Source organism: Sulfolobus sp. E5-1-F (genome assembly GCF_009601705.1).
Classification (GTDB): Archaea; Thermoproteota; Thermoprotei_A; order Sulfolobales; family Sulfolobaceae; genus Saccharolobus.
Genome location: NZ_CP045687.1, coordinates 939,323 through 963,179 on the forward strand (window position 1 = coordinate 939,323; position 23,857 = coordinate 963,179).

A 23,857-nucleotide genomic window follows, 5' to 3' on the forward strand; every position below is an offset into this window, starting at 1 on the left:
TCACCATTATTGTGTTCTCTTGCTTCTGATAACTCAGCTAATCTATTATAGAATTGAAAGTCAGCAGCGGCAATAAGGCAATTAATAATAGATAACTTCCGCTAATCTATTATAGAATTGAAAGATAATTTACACTAACTTTACACTAACACACACGGCGTGCTAATCTATTATAGAATTGAAAGGTCATCTGCAAGATTACAAAACGTAAAACAAAAAATAGCTGCTAATCTATTATAGAATTGAAAGATACTGTAGCTGATGCAGCTGTACCTGTAGCCGCACTACCGCTAATCTATTATAGAATTGAAAGTAAGTCCAGCTGGTTGAATCAATGCTGATCCACTTCCAGCTAATCTATTATAGAATTGAAAGTAATTTATCAACCGTCTGTTATTTTTCTGGTTTCGTGGTGGGCTAATCTATTATAGAATTGAAAGATCTAATGAATTACAGTTGGAAGGTAGAAAGCACAGGTAGCTGCTAATCTATTATAGAATTGAAAGACAGTTTGTCAATGTCGTGAAGGAGAAGTTCTGGTATTTGGCTAATCTATTATAGAATTGAAAGAATTTTCAGTTTCTACGGTGTACCAAAAAGCGATATTGACTGCTAATCTATTATAGAATTGAAAGAGTAACGACTCAATGTTGTATCCAAATTCTCTCCTAATAAGCTAATCTATTATAGAATTGAAAGTCGTATTTGCTGTCCCTAATCCTAACGCTATAGTACTGGCTAATCTATTATAGAATTGAAAGTAAAAGCATCTATTTGGAAACTCTTGCTTTAGCTAATTCCGCTAATCTATTATAGAATTGAAAGAGTATCAGCTAATGTGAGTTTGTTATTGTTGTTCTGCTTGCTAATCTATTATAGAATTGAAAGCAGCGGTGCCTTCATTTTTCAAAACTCATTCTCTTCATGCTAATCTATTATAGAATTGAAAGATTACGAGGTATATTACACTCCCACCTATCACCCTAACTGTGCTAATCTCTTATAGAATTGAAAGCAAGTTCTTAGCACAGTAGCGGTAGAGAAACCATAACTTCTAGCTAATCTCTTATAGAATTGAAAGAAAAACGATTGGAAATGGAAGGGGACTTTCACCCCCTTAATCCCCATAAAGTTAAAAATAACGAGATTTCAACATTAGGTAAGATTTGTGAGTCCCTTCGTAATTATACAAAATTTTAACTAATTAGGTATTACTATAAGTATGGGCAACACTTTACTTAATTAACAATATCATTTACACTCGTATTTAGTGGATAGTTATAAATGCAAGTATTTCAAATGCATGAAATTACTCCTCCGCTATCATATCATTAGTGAACGTTACCTAAAAAAGTGTAAGGACTAAACCCCATCCTTCTTTGCGTTGTTATACATTAGTTAACTAAAAAAGTGAATATAAAATATTTCTTATTTATTTATTGGGTATGTGTATATATGTACACATGCATACATGCATATATAATAATAAATAGAATCTATTCTAGTTTTTTCCTTTCTTCAAACGTTTTCAACTCCTTGGCTATATCTGGATTTTCATCAAACACTTCCTTCAACAACTCACCGATCTTATCGTGAGCATAATCTATCCGTATTTTGTTATTTTCTTCCTTCTTCACAACCACATATTCATTTAATAGACCAGCGTGGGCTATGAAATTCCTCTTTAAGCCCTCTTTATCATCCCTCTTCTCCTCATCCTCAAATTTTGACTCTCTAGCGTAAAGTTCCGAATATAACTTAGTCTCACCAACGTTCATCTTCTTTGAAAGCGTATAAATTATGTTCAACTCCCTATTAATGATGATATAAGATATAGGAGAAAACTTGGTAAACACTTTCTCACTAAATTGCTCAACATCTTCTTTCGTATTCCCCTTCACATTACTGCATGCGTAATCGTAGATTACATCAATCCAGGCTGGATCTGGCTCAAACTTCTCATTTATCGTTATGGTATTATTCTCTATCGAAACAGCTCCTACCAATTCCCTATAATAGTCCTTCCTTTCCTCTTTTCTACAAATTTCAATAGCAAGTAGTGGTGCATTATACCTTAATGACTTAATTAAAAGCCTCTTCCTCTCATTATCCTTATACTTACCCTCTCTAATTTGACTTAGATCAAAAGTTCTCTTCCCTTCATACTTAGATATTTCAATGTAAGTGTACTCTTTCTGAAACACAGTTGGTATATAGTTAATTACCTTAAACTTTAAATCGAGTAAGGAGGTTAAGTTATATAATACACGCAATACCAATGCCGGTAAATAATTCACTCCGTGAGTAGTGTCTAATATTACCTCATCGTCATTAACGTCTCTTAACTCCTCATAAAGTCTTTGAACTAGGAGAGTTTCAACAATAGATGAATAAATATATGAGGGTAAATTATCCTTCTTTTTATCTTTAAGTCTAATCTTACCGTACTCATAATTACCAATCTTTCCTATTGCGGGGATAACTATCACACTCAACCTTTGATTATTATCTGCAACCACTTCGCCTACGATACATTTTATGTAATTTTCCACCGCACCAATCCAATCGCTGTAACTCTTAATATTATCACTCAAATTATTACCTAATATCTTTTGAAAACAACTATTCGCAACCTTATTTCTTACAGGATTGGAAGTAGGAGTGAGCACAGAATCTTGAACTATGATGATTATTTTCGACCCTTTCTCGTAAGTGGCAACAGTGGTAAAGCTCCTCTTAGGAGTTTCTTCGTAATTTGTCCAGTAATTTACCTCACTCCATCCAGATGGGTCTCCATAAGTTGAAACGTAAACTACCATATGAAATAGTAGAAAAAGAAATAAAATATATATATTTTACTTCTTCCAGGTGAGGACAACACTTTCATGAGACTTATTCTTATCATATTCATCATTACCTCCCTCTCCCCACTAAATACGCTTCTAAGAATCAACTCGTTAGTATATTCTAAGGGAAGCTACAGAGGATAGATTTACTAAACGTAATTTCTCCTACTAAAACATCTTATGCTCAACATTTAACCGAACAAAACCATTATGACCTAATGGCTTGTCATTCAAGTAAACCACCTTATCCATAAAGTATTTTTGAAATCCTCTCAATAGTATTCGTGAGAACTATTTCCACCTTCGTTTCCAGCCCCAGTTTTAGGATATCCTCCTTGATAGTATTCATGTAATACTTTACGTAAATTTACCTTAAATCTCTTGAACACTAACCTAGATTCTCTATGAAAAGATTTAGATAGTCTAAAATAATTGAAGTGTACATAGTATAAATATACCTTTTCTTGAATTGGAAAAATTAAACGTTATACACTATACCTAATTTTCAGGGAACTACTATTCCGTCTCTTTTTATAACGTAACATTAAAAACTTTTTAGGTAAGAGTGGTATCTCTAATATCACAAGGATAGTATATGATAAACCAAACACGAAATTATGTTAATTAGGACTGTTCTTGTCTGTTCCTTTTTTAGTCTCTATTATAACGTAACCAAACCCATTAGCTCTCCCGGTTCCAACTCCCATTATTTGTGCATGGGTTAAAATCTTCACAAAGTCCTCTAGGGCTTCCCTTTTAACCTTACTCTTTCTAATGAACTTTGCATAACCAATTATCCCGGGTAACCATTTCCCATCATAATAATACCATATTCTCTTTACTGTTTCAATATTGTTGTGAGATTCATAGAATGCATAACCTAACCTTATCGTGGTTTTTCCATATTTTTCTCTCAGAATTTCATATACGTTAGTTGAGAAAATTATAGGAGGGATTGGGCTAAATCTCTTAATGTTCTCTCTGTCAACTCCAGCGATTCTTGAAAATGGATCATTAAAAATGGTAGGTGAGATAAACTTTATATAAAGATAATCATAATTCACGGGGTAACTAACGTCAATTTGCTCATATCCTATAACTTTCACACTAACGTCGAAATTTCCGTACTTAAACTTAATGCTTGTGAACAAGTTCGCTAAAGCTTGCATAAGATCCTTTTGTAAATCGCTCCTTATTCCAACAAGGAAATAATATTCCCCTCCAATCTGAATCGAAGGTATTTGATCATCCTTATTATTATTATTCCTACTAAACTTCTTAGGGTAGATCGCTTGTGTTGGAAATTTCTCATCTCCTCTTAAGAGTGGTGTAATTCTTATGGGTTTAGGAGTTGGATAGGAGGGATTTTCAAATACATCAGTAAATGAGGGATTAGCGTTTATTAATAAGCTTTTTACGAATTTACCAGTGTAATCTGACGTGATGAACGGTGATATCATGACTTTTAATTTGTGCAGGGTATACACATACTACTATAAGTCTCATCCTTTAATATACTCATCGGATGTGGGACATTTCCATGAACTACCATCTTATTGGCAAATTATACGGGAGTTTTCACAATTAGCCTATAAGGGCACAAAATTAGAAGTTGAAGACTATCTAAGAGATATTTGTACACTATGATTACTATATTTTTTAAGGTAATCATTATAAACCTTGTAACCTTTTATACGAGAAGACAGTATTAGCGGTATAAGTTTACTCCTTGGATTAGGTCATGATAATAAGGATTCTACTATTAATACCATAAAAGAAGAGACAAGAGACCAAAGTACCATTATGTAACTAACTAAAGTATTAAGGAAAAGCTAGGTAGATGCGTAAAACATGTTGAATGAACTTTTACTATTAAAGGCTTAGATTAGATATAAAACAAAGTGAGAGTGTAGTAAAAGGTGCTTAAGTTGAATGGGCATATAATCTCCAGAGCGTAGAGATAATCCTTGACAAATCTTATGAAGATAGTCACAGACTCAACAATTTTGAAGGAGAAACTCAAAGTTTCACTGCTAAATTCAACAATGTCTGATAAATTCTGAACAGCTTATGTTAGGCATGGAGAGAGTATCTATGGATAGATTTACCTAAGCAAATATCATTTTTTGAGTCCAAAGACAAACTTTTCTAGTGTAGTTAACCACACTGACCGATACTGCGTTTGTTAAGTTATTGATTATTGTATAGCATGCGAGAAGTATATTGCTAATGAGTTTCAGCATGATACTTTAGTTAACTAAAATAAGGGAATATCGTAACTTACGTCGTTGAACATTATAGTGAACTTTCTAGGGATGAAATTGACTCAAATGAGGATTAGTAAAGGGGAATGCATTCAATTTAAGAAAACTCAATATAATATAATTTTACTACTAATTATCAAATAGGATGACAATATACAGACCTTAAATAATACACTATCTAGTAGATGCAACTTAGTTGCACATTATCTCAAAGTAGACGTAATACGAGAAAGTATATTATGGAAAAAAATAAGGGATGAGGTTAGGTTCAGAAAAGTTTTTAACTTATTCCTCTATATTTAATATGATTATGTATAGAGAGTTACTTATGAAGTCAATGGATATCCTTAAATTTACTGACGCTATAAAAAGTGCTAAGAAAACTTCTCCACAAACATTTATATTCCATTCTGTATCAGTGGGCACATTAGCATTAGCAATATGTGAGGAAATTGGAAAAGTATTCCCAGATGACATGAAAAGATTACAAGACTTATATAATGTAGATGATTTCAGAAGCTTATGCTACTTTTCAGGTTTCTTTCACGACTGGATGAAACTATATTCTGTAGAAGAAGAGGGAAGGTTCAAAATTCAACCAAATGCTATGAATAACGCAAAGGAACTTGCTAAACAGACCGGAATTCAAAAATCAGAGTTGTTAATAGAGCACTTAGCAACTTATGCAGAAGGTCACGTTGTGAATAGAGATGAAATTCCACTATGGATTTCAGTAAAAATTGCGGATATGCTAATGATAAGCGATATAACGAGCGTTACCGACGTCTTCGAATTCGCTAAGAGTGGTAATTATAGGGATGCAATAAAAGAATTAGAGGATAGTTATGGTTTTCATCTACATTATATTAAGTCATCAGATAGACTATTCGTCCTTCTAGCTTCAGAAGACATCGTAAATAAAGTAATCAATGGTAGGGCTCTAATCTCCTATAAAGATGGAGTAGTTTACTTGACGAGAGCTAATGACAAAATTAGCTTGAAGAGTATTTACAATATATTCTACTCAAGAATACACGGGGGAACCGATATAAATAAAGATATAAGTGAAGCTAGTAAAAGGATTGAGGAATGTATAAAACTAAAGGAGGAAGTTTGGACAAATGTGAATGTAGGTAAGTACGAAGTCTTATATAACAAAGATGGTAAACCTAAACAAGTGAATGTAGTATTTCCTAGTAAGAAATGCAACTATTTCGAAGATATTGTAGGACTATTAGAACCAAATGTTAAGCTTAATGTAGCCTTGAAAGTTATTAGTGATCTGAAAGATGATATTCCTTACGCCGTTTTGGCATATTTTCTTGAAAAATTCTCCTCAAAAGATGACGAATACATTAGAAAAGCCTTAAATATAAAGGATAAGTTCCCCAAATATATCAATAGTATTGGAAATAACGTTGATCTTTACATCAATAAACTTATCGAAGCATTGAAAAGTAGATATTCCTCTATGTCATCCCCTTGGGATAATACCTTGTTATCATTTGTGAAAAAGAGTTTCACCGGTAGTGATATGGTTGATGACCTTCCGTCCATTAACGTATCTCCTAAAAACTATTGTACCGTTTGCGGAATGCCGATTTACGAGGATTCAGTGAGATTTAAGGAATACAATGAATTGTTAAAGGGCAAAACTGAAATATGGATCCCTAGGGAAAGGGGTTTAGCTGAAATAGATTCAATAAGAGATAGTTGGGCCATATGTCCAATCTGTAACTATGAGGCAAAGGAAATGAAGAGTGAGATGTTACCTCCTTACATAATAGTCTCATTTTATCCTGCAATACCAATAGATCTACTGAGAAGCCTAAGCTTTGATTCCAGTAAACTCTATTCTGATTTCACAAAGGAGGATAATAAGAAGACTAGGCTAAACCCAATTTATAATGATGTTATGACGGACAAAAGCTTCAAACAGATCTATGAGGAAGCAGGAGGAGATATAATAAGAAGAGAAGATGTGACGAATAGTTCTTCAAAGAATGTTAAACCAGATTACCTAGGTTCAAAGATTGTAATTGGCTTAAAGGATGTATTAGGAGAAAGAATATCGACTAGATTAACTAAGAATGAGTTGAATATGTCTTTATCAATAGTTCCATTTATCTCAATTGTCTATTTAGGAGCTCCCTTGTTCATATCATCTAATATTTACGATTTTCCATTAGTCACAAGGAACTTTACAGTAATGTCTGATATAAACTACAATTGGGTAAAGGGAGATGATAATTACTCTACTTTACTCTTGTTATTATCTTATAGGGCTAAGTACTCTGCATTAAAGAATTATTCAACCAAAAACGAATTTGAAAATAACTTAAACTCGATGGTAAATGAAATGGATTTGTACGCATCTGTGGATAAATCCCTTTCCATAATTTCAACCGGGATGGCGGTTGATGATAAATTTTTCTCTAATATTAAATTTTTTGCTAGATTTCTTAACTTCTCGTTAGAAAAGGTGTCCAAGATGGGTGAATCGTTCTCCAGGTCGTTAGGTATAATATCAAGTATATTAAATGAAGTAATAAAAGACAAAAATCCAAGTAAACATGACGTAATAGGTTTCCTAAGGGATGGTATAGATATCTTTTTTAAAACCACAATAATAAAGGAAAAGGAAGATAGGGTAAACATAGCAGCTAGTACTGCACTAAATACCCTACAAACCAAATACTCCATAGGTGACGAAATGTCTAAAAGAATATATCCTCATATAAGGGATATTTTTTCTAATTTATACGAAATAGAGGAGAAAAGTGATCGTAGCTTGGCTATATCCATATCCAATTCGATCGTGAATTGGTTATACGTTTTATTCCTATATAAGAAAAGTGGTGAGAGTTCATGAAAGCAGAGGAAGCATTCAAATCCATATTTGGAGTAGAAGTAGAAAAGGTAAAACAATATTTTTCTGATCTAAGTAAAGAAGATCCTAAAAGTGTGGTACCACAAGGTAAGGTAATTAACGTATATCTAGTAATAAGGGCAAATAACGAGCTACTAATAAGGCATGAAGGAGGAGAGGATATATCACTAGGAACATTTGAAAATGAGAAATATCCCATAATATTATACGACAAGTTCCAGTCAGCTTACAGAAGAAAAGAACTAGAACTATTGAGAGCTAACTATATTGCAAAGAAAGTAGAGGTGAACAAAATAAGAGGAAAGGACGACGACTGGTTCTGTGCCTTAAGGCCAACTGCTGCGGTTAAGAAACAAGAAGAAAGAATGGGTGGGTTATGTGGAGAGTGCCCAGACTGTATGACATTTGGATTTGCAGTAAGAGAAGGAGGAAATTACAACGTAAAGAGTAGAATTGAAGGCGACTTACTAATATCTACAACACCAGAATCTAAGAGTGTAGTTGTTAGAACCTTCAATGCAGTTGACGATATTAAAAAAACCACCTTAATTGGAGGAGAAGAGGAGGGTGCAGGGAGAACTGGAGCACTGTTCAGATACTCATTAGTAAAGGAAGGTACAATATTTGTAGGAAAAATTGCTATGAAGGATATTGGCTTAAACGACTTCCTAGTGAAAATTGCAACCCTATCAACTATTAGCAAATTAGGAGGAAGGACCACTGACTTCGGTAACGTAAAAGTCTTCATTCCGGCCATAATGTTTAGCACTTACGAAATATCCTCAAGCTACGACATATTTACCAAAGTTAAAGGCAAGGAAAATGTTGAAGACTTAATACAAATAATAAATAGACACTTAGAAGACATAAAGAAAGGAGTATTAGTAACATCTAAGGACTTCTCTGAAAACATACAGAAGATATTGTTTGACCAAAACGGTATGTTAGATAGTGACATAGTACTAAAAGCCTGGGAGGAGGCAAAGAACTTTAAGCTATCAATAGAGTCGTCCACCAGATCTAAGAAGTGAGAGGTAATGCTCTATAAAGTAACATACAAGTTAGAAGGCATTCTAATTTTTTCTACTGAAGTCAGACCTATGATCAGTAGAGGAAACCCGATGGGCTCTTACATATCCCCGCTACCCTACATTCACAATTATCCAATAATCTACGCAATCAATGGCAAAAGTTGTGAAGCCTACTTCGTTTTCCCCTCATTACACGAAAGCTACTACGAAGAAAGAAAACATAAAGGAGAAAAATTAAACTACACCACAGTTAAGGAAATATTGGATAACGCCAAAAAAGGAATAGGCTTTTATCCCTTTCCCCTAATACCTAAGAAAATAGTCACCTCATCTTTCCTAATGTCGGCAGAATCGTGGAGCTATGGTTTATTAACGAGATCGCCAACTAAGAACGTATTTCCTAGATTAACCAGTTACACTGCATTTATGCCGGAGTCTGAATTTGTAAGCTATCTAGTAACTGATGGCAAATTCCAAATACCGGAATGGATAAGAATAGGCAAAAAAAGATGGGGAATAATGAAAATCAACGCGCAACCATTGGAAATTAAGAAAGTTAATGAATTACAACAATGTGTAACCTCATTCCCTATTAACGTAAATGATGCCGAATATTTCGGTTATAAAGTTATAAGTTACTCCAAATTACTTGAGACTCCTTCCCTTGAGGAAGGAATAATAGGATGGGCTAACTTGGAAAAATGCCTAGAAATAGTTACTAAATACGAAAGAATAACCCTTCCAATACCTAAACCTTTTTTACCTGAGGTATAATTTAATGAGTGAAGTACAGCTTAAAGTACCCGCAGTTTATCTACCTCTAGGAAATCTGAAGATAAACGGTATTCAATTAAGGAAATTTCAAGAAGACCTATTTTACGAACTTGACAATTCCAGAAAAATCTTATTAGAAGCCCCAACAGGCTCTGGAAAAACCTTCTCTATCATAGTCCTCCTATCGAAACTAGTATTCCAAGGCTCAAAATTACCCATTATTGGAATATACCCCTCTAGAGTACTAGTTTACGATCAAAAGAAGTCAATAATTAATACGCTTAAGGACATGGGATTCAAGGAGGAAAAGGAGGACTATTATTTCACAGGGCAGTCAAGAATAAGCAACCTACAAAATTGTGGAAAATACATGGTAAAAGGAGAGGATAACACGTGCGAAAAGAACATTAGCTTAGTTTTAGTGGATTTGACAAGTGAAACTAATAAGAAAGCTTATGACATTTTACAAAATTTGAAAGCTAGTGACTACTTGATAATGTTAACAGTACCAGAGTACCCATATATGTATATTTCTCATATAGGTAAAGTGGAGGATTTCAGCAGAGTAATAGAAGCAGTAGCGAAGGGAAAAGTGAATAATTTACAAATAAGGAAAAGTAACATAGAACATATATTCAATGAGTTTACTAAATACTTTAACGGATATTTCTTTATAGATGAGTATCACTTATATACTGGGCTTGCTAGAGCTTCACTTTACACTTTGATAAGAATGATAGACGATTTCAACTCCTCGCAACCAATACACAAGTTCGTTTTCTCATCAGCCACACCGTTAAGTGGTATTCATGTGGATAAGGTAATAAGAGCCCAAACGTTCCCTAATGGGTCTAAAATAAGAAAGGACACGACGTTAATTTTCCACTTAACAAACAAAACTAACGCACAAGAGGCACTAGTAGATTACGTAACGTCATTACAAACAAATGGCAGAAGAAGTAATAGTAACAACAATAGAAAAGTTGGAATAATAGTTGATAGAGTGTATTATATAAGTAAAATTTGTGAGAAGATACAAGCTGCTGTTGTTTGGGGACTAGATAGAGATTATGGTCTTTGTAGAAAAAGCTCAGACATTAAAAATGAAAAAGTAATAGTTGGAAATAGCGCAATATCGTTTGGCATTGATATTCCAGATCTAGACGAAGGGTACATTCATTCCCACGATGCGGAAACCGCCATACAGAGAATAGGAAGGTTTGGAAGACATGGTGAAGGTAGTGCTGAAATTCACATTTTCACTACCGCTAAATATAGCGTCGTCAACTTCTTAAACTCAGTAAAGGATAAACCCCTCTCCCTTTTCGAATATGTCGATGTCATCAGAAAAGTCTTCAAAAGTAGAGAAGACGATAAGTTAGATCAGATTCCACTATCCAAGGAGAGGTCTGAAATAATATATAAGACATATGAGTATCTAAAGCTAATTTCACAGTCCTCAGAAATGTTACAAATAAAAGGTTATACCCCACCCCAAGTATCTGGATTAATAAAACTAAGGCCATCAGCCGAGGATTACTTCAAAGTATTTGCATATAGACCAGGGAGAATAGTTGGAAAATGGTGTAATGGAAATGAGGATGACCTCTTCACTCTAATAAGAAACTTCGAATACGATAAGAACAACGGATGTTTTAAGGAAACCCCATCCAGACAGAACCCAGAGGTTTACTTGGAGAACATTCCCCAGAATAAATTCTACTCATTTCTCGAATTCGACCAAATATCTAAGCCATTAATAAACATTAACGGATTAACATTAAGGTTGAACGTAATAAAAGGACTAGAGGATTCGTACGTTTTAATAATAACGGAAGACGATATGAAAGGATTATGGGACGACTTTTACGAAATGGCTAGATTAGTAGCAAGTTACGCCTCAGCATTTGTATCCTGCTATAAGAAAAATAGGAGAATTAATAACAGACAAGAATACGAATGTGATAGTGTTGATGCATTGTTACTGTTCATATAATTAACTGAAGTAGCATTCCATTTATTTATATATTACTAAAAAGGAGTAGCTAGCCGTGAATATTTACACAGTATGTTTGCCGAAACAAATATTACTAAAAGGGGAGTAGCTAGAATAATACTTTCCGTAAATTCACCTCAAATCCCCTAAACCTTAAACACTAAGGTATATTCTCTGCAAAAAGATTTAAGAGTTGCAAAGTTTAATCGCGTATATGCTATATACAATAGCTTTGGAAAAATCAAACGTCATAGTCGTTCTCAAGAAACTACTAACGACAAGTCCACTATACATAATATTACGCCAATCACTTAGGCTTATAGACATATGGCGAAAAAGCCTTGAATTCAACTATACTCTTCTTAAGCTCATTAGCCTTAGCGTAAATAACGCTCCTCAACTTCCTCTTACTCATCATTTCATAAAAATTCCTAGTGATAGCAATTAAGGACTTCGACTCCAGATAACCCTTCCTATCAATGTCAATTGAAAACTTATTCACTGACGAAATGACAACGTGAATACCAAAAGGCTTAAACATTTCAGAAAAATCATAAGTTAGAGAAACCCTCCCAGGATAATTCTTATGCATAAAACCATAATACGGATCAAGACCAGCCGACATCAACGCGTGAGTACAAATTCCATAAATTAAAGAATAGATATAATCAATACTCCTATTAATAGGATCATCATTCCTAGGCTTTCTACCCGGAAATTCCTTGGGGAGAAACTTCCTCAACTCCTCCCACATCGCCTTACTCAACTCCGCCTCAGCTAGCCTTAACGAATCAATATCCTTCACCTCACCAATCTTCCTCACATCAACATTTGAAATATAAACCTTATGAATATACGAAAAGTACTTCGCTACATTATACATACCCTTAATTTTACCCTCTATAAAAGACCTCGCAATAAACAAACCTTGAGAATCGGAAATATTATATTGAGCCTTCCTAATCTCAGAAATTGACGTCAGAAAAGGAGGTACCAACACAACATCATATCTCTTCCCGTGAATTAGAACAGGAGCGTTAATTGAGGACAAGAAAAGCAGAGTTCCACTATCAATAACCACCTCACTACCTATAATAACAAGCATATCCACATCTAACGTGCTAAACTCCTTAACACCCTTCGAAGTCTCGACAATTAAATCCGAACCCTTCCTCGTTACCTTAGCCTTCTTTATAATTAGTATCATCAATATAAGAGAAGATAATTTGAATATATAAGTATATTATATATAGAGAGAGAGCTACAATAATATCTCCCTCTTCACCTCAATTACAATAGTAGTTAATAACACCTATAGTCATGTCTAAGACGCTTCTTTAACTCATCAAAATCATCAAGACAGTTAATCACACCTATACTGATGAGTTTGTAAAACATACATGCCAACAACTTCCTCTTGTGTTGTGAACTCTATACTGATGAGTTTGTAAAACTCTCTTCACCTAAATTGCAACCTTCACTCTGTTCATAAGCTACAACAATTAGTTTCATCAATATAGTATACCTTACGTCATTAACATCATCCCAGGTTATTAGTAATCAGTACCATCAATCCAACGCTTTCTGATACACTCTTAACAACACAAAAAACATCAATCCAAGACTTAGTCCATTTTTGACAATTTCTTCCGGCCTTTAAAGTAGGCATCAACATAACACTATACAACAGCTACTAATATGAGTCCTAAAGACTTGATACTATCAACATAATTAATAATACTATAAGTTAACGCTTTTCATGGCCCTTAGTGTCAATCATTAAATATAACACTATAAGCCAATACTATATGCTGTTGATAAAGGACTCGAAGAGGATATTATCAATATAACACTCTGAGGTTCAAAATCAGCACAACTGCTGTCCCTTCCTGCCGTATCATAACACTCCGAGAGATTTACTAGTTACAGCCCAACTTACCGAAAAGAGTTTAAAAATAATACTTGTTTCCTCACCTTATCTATTTTACCAAAAATTATCGAAAAGATATCATTAATATAACATTTATATTTTCGTTAATTTTATCATTATATTTTAATAACTAATATTATTTAGTACTTTACGCAAATTTACCTTAAATCACTTAAATCTTAAATAATAATGTAGATTCTCTTTAACGAGATTTAAGTAACTATGAATAGTTAAGGCGTACATAGTATAAATATGCCTTAATCTTACATAGGGAAGATTAAACATTATATACTACACCTAATTTTCAGAAAACTACTAATCATTATAGGGAAGAAAGAGAGAGGCAAAAGATGAAAAGAGTTAGTATCATTAATATATAAGTGATTCCGCATTATGCTAGTATTATAATCTCACAGCTTACTGACGTATTATTAATAATATGATACTCGATATAAGCAATTTGAACGCCTTTGAAATATTTATATAATAATTCTCTCTATATTAATAAAATATTCTATTATAGAATTGTGATAGAAGTTCTGAATAACTTCATCACTTGTTCTTTAAGATAAATAAATTTCGGGTAAAGTAATTTTTCCCTATTCCTCTTTACGTTTATAAACGTGAAAATTCCCTCAATTTTAGGCAAAATCCCCCTTCAAGACCCTTACGTTAGACCATTTTAGGTATACCCTAAAATTTCCTAAAGTCCCCTTCCACACCCTAGATGAATCTTTAGGGTATGGAAGAGAGAGTAATGCTTATAAATAGGGAAATTCAAATAATTTTTGATGATATCGAGGGTCAGTAACAACGAAAAGAAACTAAAACCGTAGGTGCATGATTCTTCTGGGTCTAAGTAGCCAGTAACAACGAAAAGAAACTAAAACAAAGTATTTGCCAAAACGCGGAGCAAGTAACGAAGTAACAACGAAAAGAAACTAAAACTCCTTTGACCGGCTGGAATAGGTGGGTCTGCCATGTAACAACGAAAAGAAACTAAAACTTGTAACCTTTGGACAGAACAGCACTTAGCCTATGTAACAACGAAAAGAAACTAAAACGATGTTCATTGTCACTCACTGAAGCTTTAAAATAAAGTAACAACGAAAAGAAACTAAAACAGCTATCGCTAATTTCTTACAAAAGTATGCTGATAGTAACAACGAAAAGAAACTAAAACTCTTTGTTATTGGCGACTTAAATAGCGGAAACAAAGTAACAACGAAAAGAAACTAAAACTTGAGCCGGCTGAGCAAAAATAATAGCGTCTTTGTAACAACGAAAAGAAACTAAAACGAACTGAGTTCACTACTCTGTGTGCTACGTTCCACGTAACAACGAAAAGAAACTAAAACTATTGCGCGCACCTTTTTGCGGTGTCGGCTCCTGTAACAACGAAAAGAAACTAAAACAAATTAAAATATGATTTCCAAATATAAATATATTCGTAACAACGAAAAGAAACTAAAACTCTAAGAAGCTTACTATATCTTTTAGCCCAATAGCGTAACAACGAAAAGAAACTAAAACGTTAGCTAGTACAATAGATGCAGTTCCTATCGTGAGTAACAACGAAAAGAAACTAAAACTGGGGGAATGTTGGGGATCAAGGTATATTGTACGTAACAACGAAAAGAAACTAAAACCTACCAGCAATACACGAGGCACACCATTCTCCATGTAACAACGAAAAGAAACTAAAACACACTCTTGCCAGCGTACATACTCTCCTCTATCAGTAACAACGAAAAGAAACTAAAACGTACGCCAAATAAATGTAACCATTTTGTATGCCTTCTGTAACAACGAAAAGAAACTAAAACTATATTCCTGCATTTTCTATCCGATATTGGACAGGTAACAACGAAAAGAAACTAAAACTTACAAAGTTTTACGATGCTTACGTACAGCAGTGTGGGAGTAACAACGAAAAGAAACTAAAACACCTCTACCTCATCATATCTACGGCCAACTTTAACATGTAACAACGAAAAGAAACTAAAACTAATTGCACTTTCTTTAGATTTGAGTAACATTATAAGGTAACAACGAAAAGAAACTAAAACTATGAACTAGAGATTATTCAAGGTGCAGGATAAATGTAACAACGAAAAGAAACTAAAACTTCACCCAAGTATATAATGAGAATATAAAATATAAGTAACAACGAAAAGAAACTAAAACCTGGTGGTGGTGGATGAGCACACTTTACACGTGTAACAACGAAAAGAAACTAAAACCCAGGGCTACATAACTACACTAAGGGGGCTTAACTGTAACAACGAAAAGAAACTAAAACGCTTTTATCGTTCAAAAACGTGTAAAGAGTGCTCATCGTAACAACGAAAAGAAACTAAAACTTCCACTGAGATTTATGGGAGTGTTCTCATGCAGTCATCTTATTCGAGAACTGTTAGTAAATTTATATCAGATCATCTCTAATATACTGTACTGCCCTCAAGTAAGTCTCGTTTAAGGGCGTTATCTCCCTAGAGAATACGTGAGGATACATAACGTTCAACAAGGCCAAGCTATATTCCACCATCCTCTGACTCCTATTAACAGCCCTAGTATCCCTAGCTAACCTAGCAAGATGAGACCTACACCAAGAATTATGGCTCTCCACAATGTAAGTGTACTTCTTACTAGCTACGCGTTTATCAAGAACTTGATAAACACAGTAGTGATCAGTATAGTTTATCCCACTCCTAGGTAACCAGCTCAAGAGGAGACGGAAAGTCCCATAACTTCTGTCCCCAGACTCGTAAAAAGGTACCCCATCAGAAAGAGCAGTCCAAATCCAGAGATCCGCTCTAACCTTCCCATGCCTAACACGAAGATAAGTCCAGAACTCGTCAAACACTGTAGACTTAGCAGTGAAACCCTTGAGTTGACCCCTCAATATTACCAAGCTCGTGAAGGCCTTTGTTCCAATCCTCTTCATTAGGCTGTAGATAGTAGTTAATGGTTTTCCCTCAACTCTTGATATCGCCCTCATGCTCATCCTGTTCAAGTACTCCTTTAAGATTCTCTCCCTTTGTTTTCTATCCATTCTGTGCTTCAACGTGTTGTAAAACGTTCTTCCACACGCTTTACACTTGTATTTTTCTTTCCCTCTGGATGAGCCGTTCTTGACTACTCTGTTGGAGTTGCATGATGGGCATGTTGGTCTCTTCTCCCTTCTCCTTCTTATTCCCACTTTCTTCACGTAGTAGTATAGTGTTGATGGTGGGATTCCTATTTTCGTGATCTGAACTCCCAAGGAGTATGCTGCTAACGCTAGTGCAAGATCCTTTAGCTCGTACTTTCTTGGCTTAAGATTTAAATTTCTTAAAATCAAAAGTATTAGTTGTGCGAGGATTACGGGATCCATCTGTAATAGCCTCACAGAGAATCTCGTAATCCTCGCACATAAACCTTATTCTAGAGACCGTCCTTAGCGTTCTAATTCCTTAACCTATAGGTTAAGATGAGTAATTATAAAAATTTCTAGTCTGATATAATTTTACTAATACTTTTCGAATAAGATGACTGCATGAGAACACTCCCAGATTTATTGCTAGAGTTTCAGCTTGTTCTGTAACAACGAAAAGAAACTAAAACATTTTTCAAGATGGTTTGAATGTTCTCCTTCAATGGTAACAACGAAAAGAAACTAAAACAGAAGTGCTTAGTGTCTCAGAAGTACCAGCAATAGAGGTAACAACGAAAAGAAACTAAAACCTAAAATCAATTTTGGAGAATAAAAGCTAGGGACCTGTAACAACGAAAAGAAACTAAAACTGGAAGCAAGGAGTCAGTTCGATAGGGGCACAAAGGTGTAACAACGAAAAGAAACTAAAACTTATTTCCGCCTTAGATACTATCATTCGACAAATCAGTAACAACGAAAAGAAACTAAAACATAATATAGTTGAGGACTTCTATAAGAAACTAAACAGTAACAACGAAAAGAAACTAAAACTTTTCTATGTCAATTACGATACCTTTCTCGTCTTTCGGTAACAACGAAAAGAAACTAAAACCCAGATTGCTGACCGTATTGGATGATGCAATGAGTGTAACAACGAAAAGAAACTAAAACTTATCTCCTTCTCTGGATGAAATTACTGTCTCCTTGTAACAACGAAAAGAAACTAAAACCTGGACCGCTTTCGCCATTTCTGCTGCGCTCGGAGTAACAACGAAAAGAAACTAAAACTGCCGAAAAGATTGTTTCTGAAGTGATTAAATTAGAAGTAACAACGAAAAGAAACTAAAACACCTAGTTTGCCAACAGCTTTGCAAAATGCAGTCAGGTAACAACGAAAAGAAACTAAAACCATATAGAAAGCTCTTACGATTATATTCGAAGTATTGGTAACAACGAAAAGAAACTAAAACTTTTCGCTTGGTAGTTCCGCTAACTATTCCAAATTGTAACAACGAAAAGAAACTAAAACGCGAATGTGGTTGAAATAATTGTAAAAATTAAAGTTATGTAACAACGAAAAGAAACTAAAACGCAAATACTTTTGCTTTGCTTTTGATGGCTTTGAGAGTAACAACGAAAAGAAACTAAAACCAACAATGCGGAACGCTATATGCTCCAGCTCAATTTGTAACAACGAAAAGAAACTAAAACCATTCTTTTTTATCGCAAAGCAGAACATTATATTTGGTAACAACGAAAAGAAACTAAAACTTCGTGGTCCATTGGAGTTGCGAATGGTAATACTGTAACAACGAAAAGAAACTAAAACAACTTGACTTTTTTTGGCATTTTTACACCTCTGAATGTAACAACGAAAAGAAACTAAAACATATTTGGAATTTAAGGCAACTGTTGCCCGAAAAGGGTAACAACGAAAAGAAACTAAAACCATGGCTTCACAATACGCTGCACATGATTCACAGTCGTAACAACGAAAAGAAACTAAAACTTAGATAATCAAGCTTTCCACCGAAACTAACCACTGTAACAACGAAAAGAAACTAAAACGTTTTGACCCGAGAATGATAGCTGATAATCCAGATGTAACAACGAAAAGAAACTAAAACTTCATGTCAATTTTTCCTTTTTCGAATAATAGTGAGTAACAACGAAAAGAAACTAAAACCTAATAGGCAATGTAGCTTTCTATGGGTTGGATTCGTAACAACGAAAAGAAACTAAAACATGATTTATATAGTGTACATGATACACTGACTTTGTAACAACGAAAAGAAACTAAAACTTACTTTTTTTAATATTTCTTTTATCTCACTTTCAGTAACAACGAAAAGAAACTAAAACAAGATATTGCAAAAATATTACAGAGGAGTAGGGGAGTAACAACGAAAAGAAACTAAAACCTTACTCCTCGCAAGTCTAATGCTAAGCCTAGGGCCATGTAACAACGAAAAGAAACTAAAACATAGCTGAATATGCAAATGAAAGCTATTCACCATGGTAACAACGAAAAGAAACTAAAACGAGTTTTCCTTCTTTGACATGTATAGAACAAAATGTAACAACGAAAAGAAACTAAAACCAGCTGTAGCTGAGTATTGCCGATGATGGCATTTTGGTAACAACGAAAAGAAACTAAAACCCCTACGCCATAGGCAATGAGAGGGTAGTCATAGTAACAACGAAAAGAAACTAAAACTGCGTTTAAGTATACTTTTATGAACTTAGACAATGTAACAACGAAAAGAAACTAAAACGTTTCTGCATCTACATTTCAATTTAGACTAGAGTGGGTAACAACGAAAAGAAACTAAAACATTGTGCAACCTAACGTAGACCCATTGACAGGAGGTAACAACGAAAAGAAACTAAAACGTTATGCCGTCGTTTTGGTACGTAGTACCTAGACTGTAACAACGAAAAGAAACTAAAACTAAGGTACTACTACTTGTGTATGTGCTTCCCCAGATGTAACAACGAAAAGAAACTAAAACTAATTTCAGCCTTAAATAGAAACGTACAACAAATCAAGTAACAACGAAAAGAAACTAAAACTTCGTTTGCCATAATTATATATACGTAAAGGATATGTAACAACGAAAAGAAACTAAAACTGGTCAATTCTTTTCCCCTGGGGTGCACTCATTTCTACTGTAACAACGAAAAGAAACTAAAACTAATCACAAGTTCACAGTTGAGATAAATAGCATAATGTAACAACGAAAAGAAACTAAAACTTTGCAAATCAGCGTTTGACGGGCTTATTGAAGCATGTAACAACGAAAAGAAACTAAAACTTGCTTTCCACGCGGAAAAGCCTAGTTCTAGTTCTGTAACAACGAAAAGAAACTAAAACGGGAAATCGCTGATATTTATTCAGTTGAGCCAGAAGTAACAACGAAAAGAAACTAAAACGTAAACTACCCTGACAATAAGGGAATAGTTTATGAGGTAACAACGAAAAGAAACTAAAACCCAACTTTTGAGCACTTAGAGGTATATGCCTACTTACCCAGTAACAACGAAAAGAAACTAAAACGTTGTTGCAGTACCAAATGCCTCGAGCTTTCAATTGTAACAACGAAAAGAAACTAAAACATATGCCTTCGCTAACTCTTTCAATTTTGCACTTCTGTAACAACGAAAAGAAACTAAAACTATTAGCTGGGATTTTTTCAAGTTGTTTTTCTGCTGTAACAACGAAAAGAAACTAAAACTCGCTTAGAAAGAAGAGGGAAAGTGAAGCTGATTCGAAGTAACAACGAAAAGAAACTAAAACCATTCCGCTTCCTTCTAATATACAACATCACAGCGTAACAACGAAAAGAAACTAAAACCAAGGGATATTTGCAGTAAATAGCACAACGGGTAAGTAATAACGAAAAGAAACTAAAACTGCTGACTACCCCCCTCTGGGGGTTTTGACTCTTGTGTAACAACGAAAAGAAACTAAAACATTGTAGCGTTGAATCGCTTCAGATATTGCAGATTGGTAACAACGAAAAGAAACTAAAACATGTATTCTATGCTCTAACAGCGCAACTTTTTCAGTAACAACGAAAAGAAACTAAAACCAGTTTCGGCTTGCTCATAAGTTGCTTTTTGTAAAAGTAACAACGAAAAGAAACTAAAACACTTGCATGGCGTAGTTGAAGCTATTCCGTGTCCTGTAACAACGAAAAGAAACTAAAACATCAACTAAGTAAAATCAGAACTAAAACATGAGAATAAGTAGAGAGGTGCTTAGTTAGTCTATTAAATATTTTTATCATAGTAAGCCACTATTATTTTTTCTTCAGACTTATCTCGACATGAAAATTTCTATTTATAAACTCCTTAACTCTTCACTAAAATTCAACGAATTCACAAAGTATTTGCAGCTTTAATATTTATATAGAACCTTTTTAAATTATATAACGGTTGAAATGATCACCCCTTTAGCTAGTATTGACGTAAAGGTATATTCTCCACTGATAGGAGGTTATGGTGGGACTTCGTATTCTCTAGAGCTAAATGAAGTAGAGCCTATAAGGCCAACTGAAATTAAAGCCTTATGGAGATGGTGGTATAGAGTAGTTCTAAATGACGGTAATAAAACGTATGATGAATTGGATAAGGAAGTTAGTAAGCGTTTGGGTTCCACTTCAGAGGTCTCGAAATACGTTTTACGTGTAACTACGAAGGAGCTTCCCAAATGCGAGAATTACAATAATGAATTTTTCGAGAAATTATATAATGAAATGAGAAAAGGATCAAAAGAAGGAAAAATAATGGACCTACTGTTTGAAACACTAGATAAAATGGAAAGACAGAGCGAATATTCAAAGTTAAAGCCACCTCTTAAGAGACTACATGAAAAAATAAGTAGTATGTATGAGGCTAGGAAATTTTTAGTTCTTCCCAGAGAGGCAGAGGGAGAAAGTGATGAAATCCAAAAAAATGAGAATAAAGAGGGTGTTATAAAATACCTCAAGAGACTTTTCCAGCAAACGTTCTTGTTGGATGAGGAAATTGAAGCTGGAATAGAAGTTTATGGTTTCGATACTTCTACTGCAACTAATGACCTATTGGTTTTACTCTTAGGGCTATTTTTAGATGGGATTGGTTCTGGTAGTAGTAGAGGTTTTGGAAGTATTACGCCCATTAGGATTTCATCTCCCTACATTCCAAAAGATATAATCGAAAGTGTAAACAAAAGGAACTACGAGAAGGCTCTAAAATCGCTTTTTGAGAATTTAAATAAAATGTTTAATTTAAATCTAAGTTTAAAAACTTCTCCACCTGCAAGCGTAAGTGTTAGTAATACCTCGTCTATTAGATATTTCGATTGTTTTATAATAAATACAAGTGATAAACCCTTACTAAGTACGGGTACACGGAAGTTAGTTGCTATAGCGAGAGCCGTCAATAAATTGGAATGGAAGAGAGAAATTTTAAGGAAATCACAGCAAGTTAACATGAAGGCTACAACATATGCGCGATCCAGACCAGGGATAAAAAAACCTGAATTCCATTTTCATGGAGCTAATATCCACACGTTTTTACTAGGATTACCTAGATCTCAGAGGGGATATGGATATAGAGTAGTTAATAGAGAAGGAGAGGACGAAAGTATAAGAAGAAAATCGACAATTTCATTTAAGATCTTAGGGGAGAATTACATTCTAATTAAAGTATTTTACGCAATGGATTTTCCAGATGAACTAAAACACTTTGGTATGTATCACAGACAAGGCATAGAAGTGAAAAACTTAGAGGTGTTTAATTCCTATGACAATTATGTGAATATGTTCGATAAAAATAATTTCCAATTTCCTTACGTTAAAGGGACTTTCAACTTTGAAAACGCATATAAGTTTGCAATTAAAATAATCTATGACATCATAAAGTAGGTGATGGAAAGTGCTACTTGAAGTAACTTATAAATACGCCACGCCAGTTTACATAAAGGTATTAACACCTCTTCATCCGGGTGTAGGTCAAACTTTGGGTAGTGTAGATTTGCCAGTGCAAAGAGATACATTAGGTTATCCTATAATCTATTCAAGTAGTATTAAGGGTGCTATTAGGTCTGCATATAGAAAGATGAAGAGTGGTGGGAATAGTAATAATTTAGAGAGGAAAATATTTGGAGGAAGTGAGGAGACAGTTGAGGAAACTAATCAATCCAAGTTTAGTGTTCTTGACGCTTATTTACTAACTATTCCTACTAGAGCCTTAAATAACGTATACGTTTATCTTACTTCGGATTTCTTAATTCAGAGGCTTAACATGTACTTAGAAATATATAATATTTTAATGAGGAAAAGTAATTATGTCAAACCTGATTTTAGCAAAGCTGAGGTTCTAGCTTCAGAGAACATTGGAAACGAATTTTTAGCTGAGAGTTACCAAATAGGTAAAAATCAACAAGATGACGAAATACTAAAAATAAAGAAACTCCTTCAATTGGAGAAACCGCTAGTTGCACTTAAGAACGATTTGATCGCTAAGGCTTTAATTGATAGGAGTCTGATGAGAATAGCAAGGGTTAAGCTGAATGATAATAAGACTGTTGAAGCTGGACCATGGACGGAAGAATACATCCCTCCATATTCGTATTTCATAACCTTGTTCTTATATAAAGATGAGGAGACAATGAAGGAGATCGAGCAACTCCTATCCTTAAATCAGAGTACAGAATCTAAGAGTCAAAAGTCCTCCACCTCTTATCAATACATATTCATAGGTGGAAAGGAGACCACTGGAAAGGGTTTAGTGAAGATAAGTAGATTTGGGGTTTGAGAATGGAAAAAATTCTTGACTCTGTCCTCAACGATTTTAATGCCTTAAGTAAAGAAGTTAAGGATAAGGCGGAATTAAGGAAGAAAATTAGGGCGAGAGTGAGGGAATTGCCATCATTGATAAGCTCCTTCGGAATCAGGACTGTGCTTTATTTCTATTATTCTAAGGTAGGTAATAAAGAACAATTATCAGATGATGAGAAAGCATATTACGAGGTAATGAAAATTCTGATAAAATACGTGAAAGAGGCTCTCATACATCTAGGGGTTAACGTCTCTAGCGACGATATTAAGGAGATATTGAATAACCTTTCAAATGTTGAAAATGAGGCTAAAGTTCAGTACTATATTGATTTACCTTTACAGTATTTAAAAAGACTGATTGAGGCTGAATTCGAGGGATAAGATA

General features: G+C 34.3%; 11 protein-coding genes and 3 CRISPR repeat arrays (1 of these 14 only partly in view). Of the genes, 7 read left to right on the forward strand and 4 right to left on the reverse strand.

Annotated features, from left to right (window positions below; translation table 11 throughout):
* Positions 1-1,081: direct repeats of the CRISPR family, unit length 24 nt; unit sequence GCTAATCTCTTATAGAATTGAAAG (it extends 1,635 nt beyond the left edge of the window).
* Between the two features lie 415 nt (positions 1,082-1,496).
* Positions 1,497-2,819, reverse strand: coding sequence for a TM1812 family CRISPR-associated protein (locus tag GFS03_RS04780; protein WP_153422751.1), 1,323 nt, complete (start codon positions 2,817-2,819; stop codon positions 1,497-1,499).
* A gap of 647 nt (positions 2,820-3,466) precedes the next feature.
* Positions 3,467-4,333 (reverse strand): CRISPR system precrRNA processing endoribonuclease RAMP protein Cas6, encoded by an 867-nt coding sequence (cas6, locus tag GFS03_RS04785; protein ID WP_162000399.1) that lies wholly within the window; start codon positions 4,331-4,333, stop codon positions 3,467-3,469.
* Between the two features lie 1,087 nt (positions 4,334-5,420).
* Between cas6 and GFS03_RS04790 the strand changes: the two genes are divergently transcribed.
* Genes GFS03_RS04790 through GFS03_RS04805 form a run of 4 tightly spaced genes read left to right on the forward strand, consistent with a single transcriptional unit; the run spans position 5,421 to position 11,801 of the window.
* A complete protein-coding gene (locus GFS03_RS04790) occupies positions 5,421-7,982 on the forward strand; it encodes a CRISPR-associated protein (protein ID WP_153422753.1) in 2,562 nt (853 codons plus the stop codon).
* Entirely contained in the window at positions 7,979-9,031 is a 1,053-nt protein-coding gene (gene cas7d / locus GFS03_RS04795) for a type I-D CRISPR-associated protein Cas7/Csc2 (RefSeq protein WP_153422754.1), read from the forward strand. Before GFS03_RS04790 ends, cas7d begins: the two co-directional genes overlap by 4 nt.
* 6 nt (positions 9,032-9,037) lie before the next feature.
* Positions 9,038-9,805 (forward strand): type I-D CRISPR-associated protein Csc1, encoded by a 768-nt coding sequence (locus GFS03_RS04800; RefSeq protein ID WP_153422755.1) that lies wholly within the window; start codon positions 9,038-9,040, stop codon positions 9,803-9,805.
* 4 nt (positions 9,806-9,809) lie between these two features.
* Positions 9,810-11,801 (forward strand): DEAD/DEAH box helicase, encoded by a 1,992-nt coding sequence (locus GFS03_RS04805; RefSeq protein ID WP_153422756.1) that lies wholly within the window; start codon positions 9,810-9,812, stop codon positions 11,799-11,801.
* 307 nt (positions 11,802-12,108) lie between these two features.
* Here GFS03_RS04805 and cas1 read toward each other — a convergent pair whose 3' ends face one another.
* Complete coding sequence (gene cas1, locus GFS03_RS04810) at positions 12,109-13,008, reverse strand: CRISPR-associated endonuclease Cas1 (RefSeq protein WP_181443777.1); 900 nt, start codon at positions 13,006-13,008, stop codon at positions 12,109-12,111.
* A 1,530-nt stretch (positions 13,009-14,538) separates the two neighbouring features.
* A CRISPR array of direct repeats spans positions 14,539-16,095; the repeat unit is 24 nt; unit sequence GTAACAACGAAAAGAAACTAAAAC.
* Positions 16,096-16,156: 61 nt separating this feature from the next.
* Positions 16,157-17,107 carry an IS1 family transposase gene (locus tag GFS03_RS04815; RefSeq protein ID WP_167738480.1) on the reverse strand — a complete coding sequence of 317 codons (951 nt, stop codon included), beginning with the start codon at positions 17,105-17,107 and terminating at the stop codon, positions 16,157-16,159.
* 206 nt (positions 17,108-17,313) lie between these two features.
* Positions 17,314-20,858: a CRISPR direct-repeat array (repeat unit 24 nt; unit sequence GTAACAACGAAAAGAAACTAAAAC).
* Between the two features lie 232 nt (positions 20,859-21,090).
* Here GFS03_RS04815 and cmr1 point away from each other — a divergent pair.
* Genes cmr1 through cmr5 form a run of 3 tightly spaced genes read left to right on the forward strand, consistent with a single transcriptional unit; the run spans position 21,091 to position 23,853 of the window.
* The gene (gene cmr1 / locus GFS03_RS04820) at positions 21,091-22,557 is read left to right on the forward strand and encodes a type III-B CRISPR module RAMP protein Cmr1 (RefSeq protein ID WP_153422759.1); all 1,467 of its coding nucleotides are present in this window, start codon (positions 21,091-21,093) and stop codon (positions 22,555-22,557) included.
* Between the two features lie 10 nt (positions 22,558-22,567).
* On the forward strand, positions 22,568-23,449 hold the full coding sequence (gene cmr4 / locus GFS03_RS04825) for a type III-B CRISPR module RAMP protein Cmr4 (RefSeq protein WP_153422760.1): 882 nt from the start codon (positions 22,568-22,570) through the stop codon (positions 23,447-23,449).
* A 2-nt stretch (positions 23,450-23,451) separates the two neighbouring features.
* Positions 23,452-23,853, forward strand: coding sequence for a type III-B CRISPR module-associated protein Cmr5 (cmr5, locus tag GFS03_RS04830; protein ID WP_153422761.1), 402 nt, complete (start codon positions 23,452-23,454; stop codon positions 23,851-23,853).
* Positions 23,854-23,857 lie beyond the last annotated feature (4 nt).

Coding starts and splice junctions, on each gene's coding strand:
- cas7d (WP_153422754.1), top strand. CDS start 7,979: ATGAAAGCAGAGGAAGCATTCAAATCCATATTTGGAGTAGAAGTAGAA.
- GFS03_RS04805 (WP_153422756.1), top strand. CDS start 9,810: ATGAGTGAAGTACAGCTTAAAGTACCCGCAGTTTATCTACCTCTAGGA.
- cmr1 (WP_153422759.1), top strand. CDS start 21,091: ATGATCACCCCTTTAGCTAGTATTGACGTAAAGGTATATTCTCCACTG.
- cas1 (WP_181443777.1), bottom strand. CDS start 13,008: ATGATACTAATTATAAAGAAGGCTAAGGTAACGAGGAAGGGTTCGGAT.
- cmr5 (WP_153422761.1), top strand. CDS start 23,452: ATGGAAAAAATTCTTGACTCTGTCCTCAACGATTTTAATGCCTTAAGT.
- GFS03_RS04790 (WP_153422753.1), top strand. CDS start 5,421: ATGTATAGAGAGTTACTTATGAAGTCAATGGATATCCTTAAATTTACT.
- GFS03_RS04800 (WP_153422755.1), top strand. CDS start 9,038: ATGCTCTATAAAGTAACATACAAGTTAGAAGGCATTCTAATTTTTTCT.
- GFS03_RS04815 (WP_167738480.1), bottom strand. CDS start 17,107: ATGGATCCCGTAATCCTCGCACAACTAATACTTTTGATTTTAAGAAAT.
- GFS03_RS04780 (WP_153422751.1), bottom strand. CDS start 2,819: ATGGTAGTTTACGTTTCAACTTATGGAGACCCATCTGGATGGAGTGAG.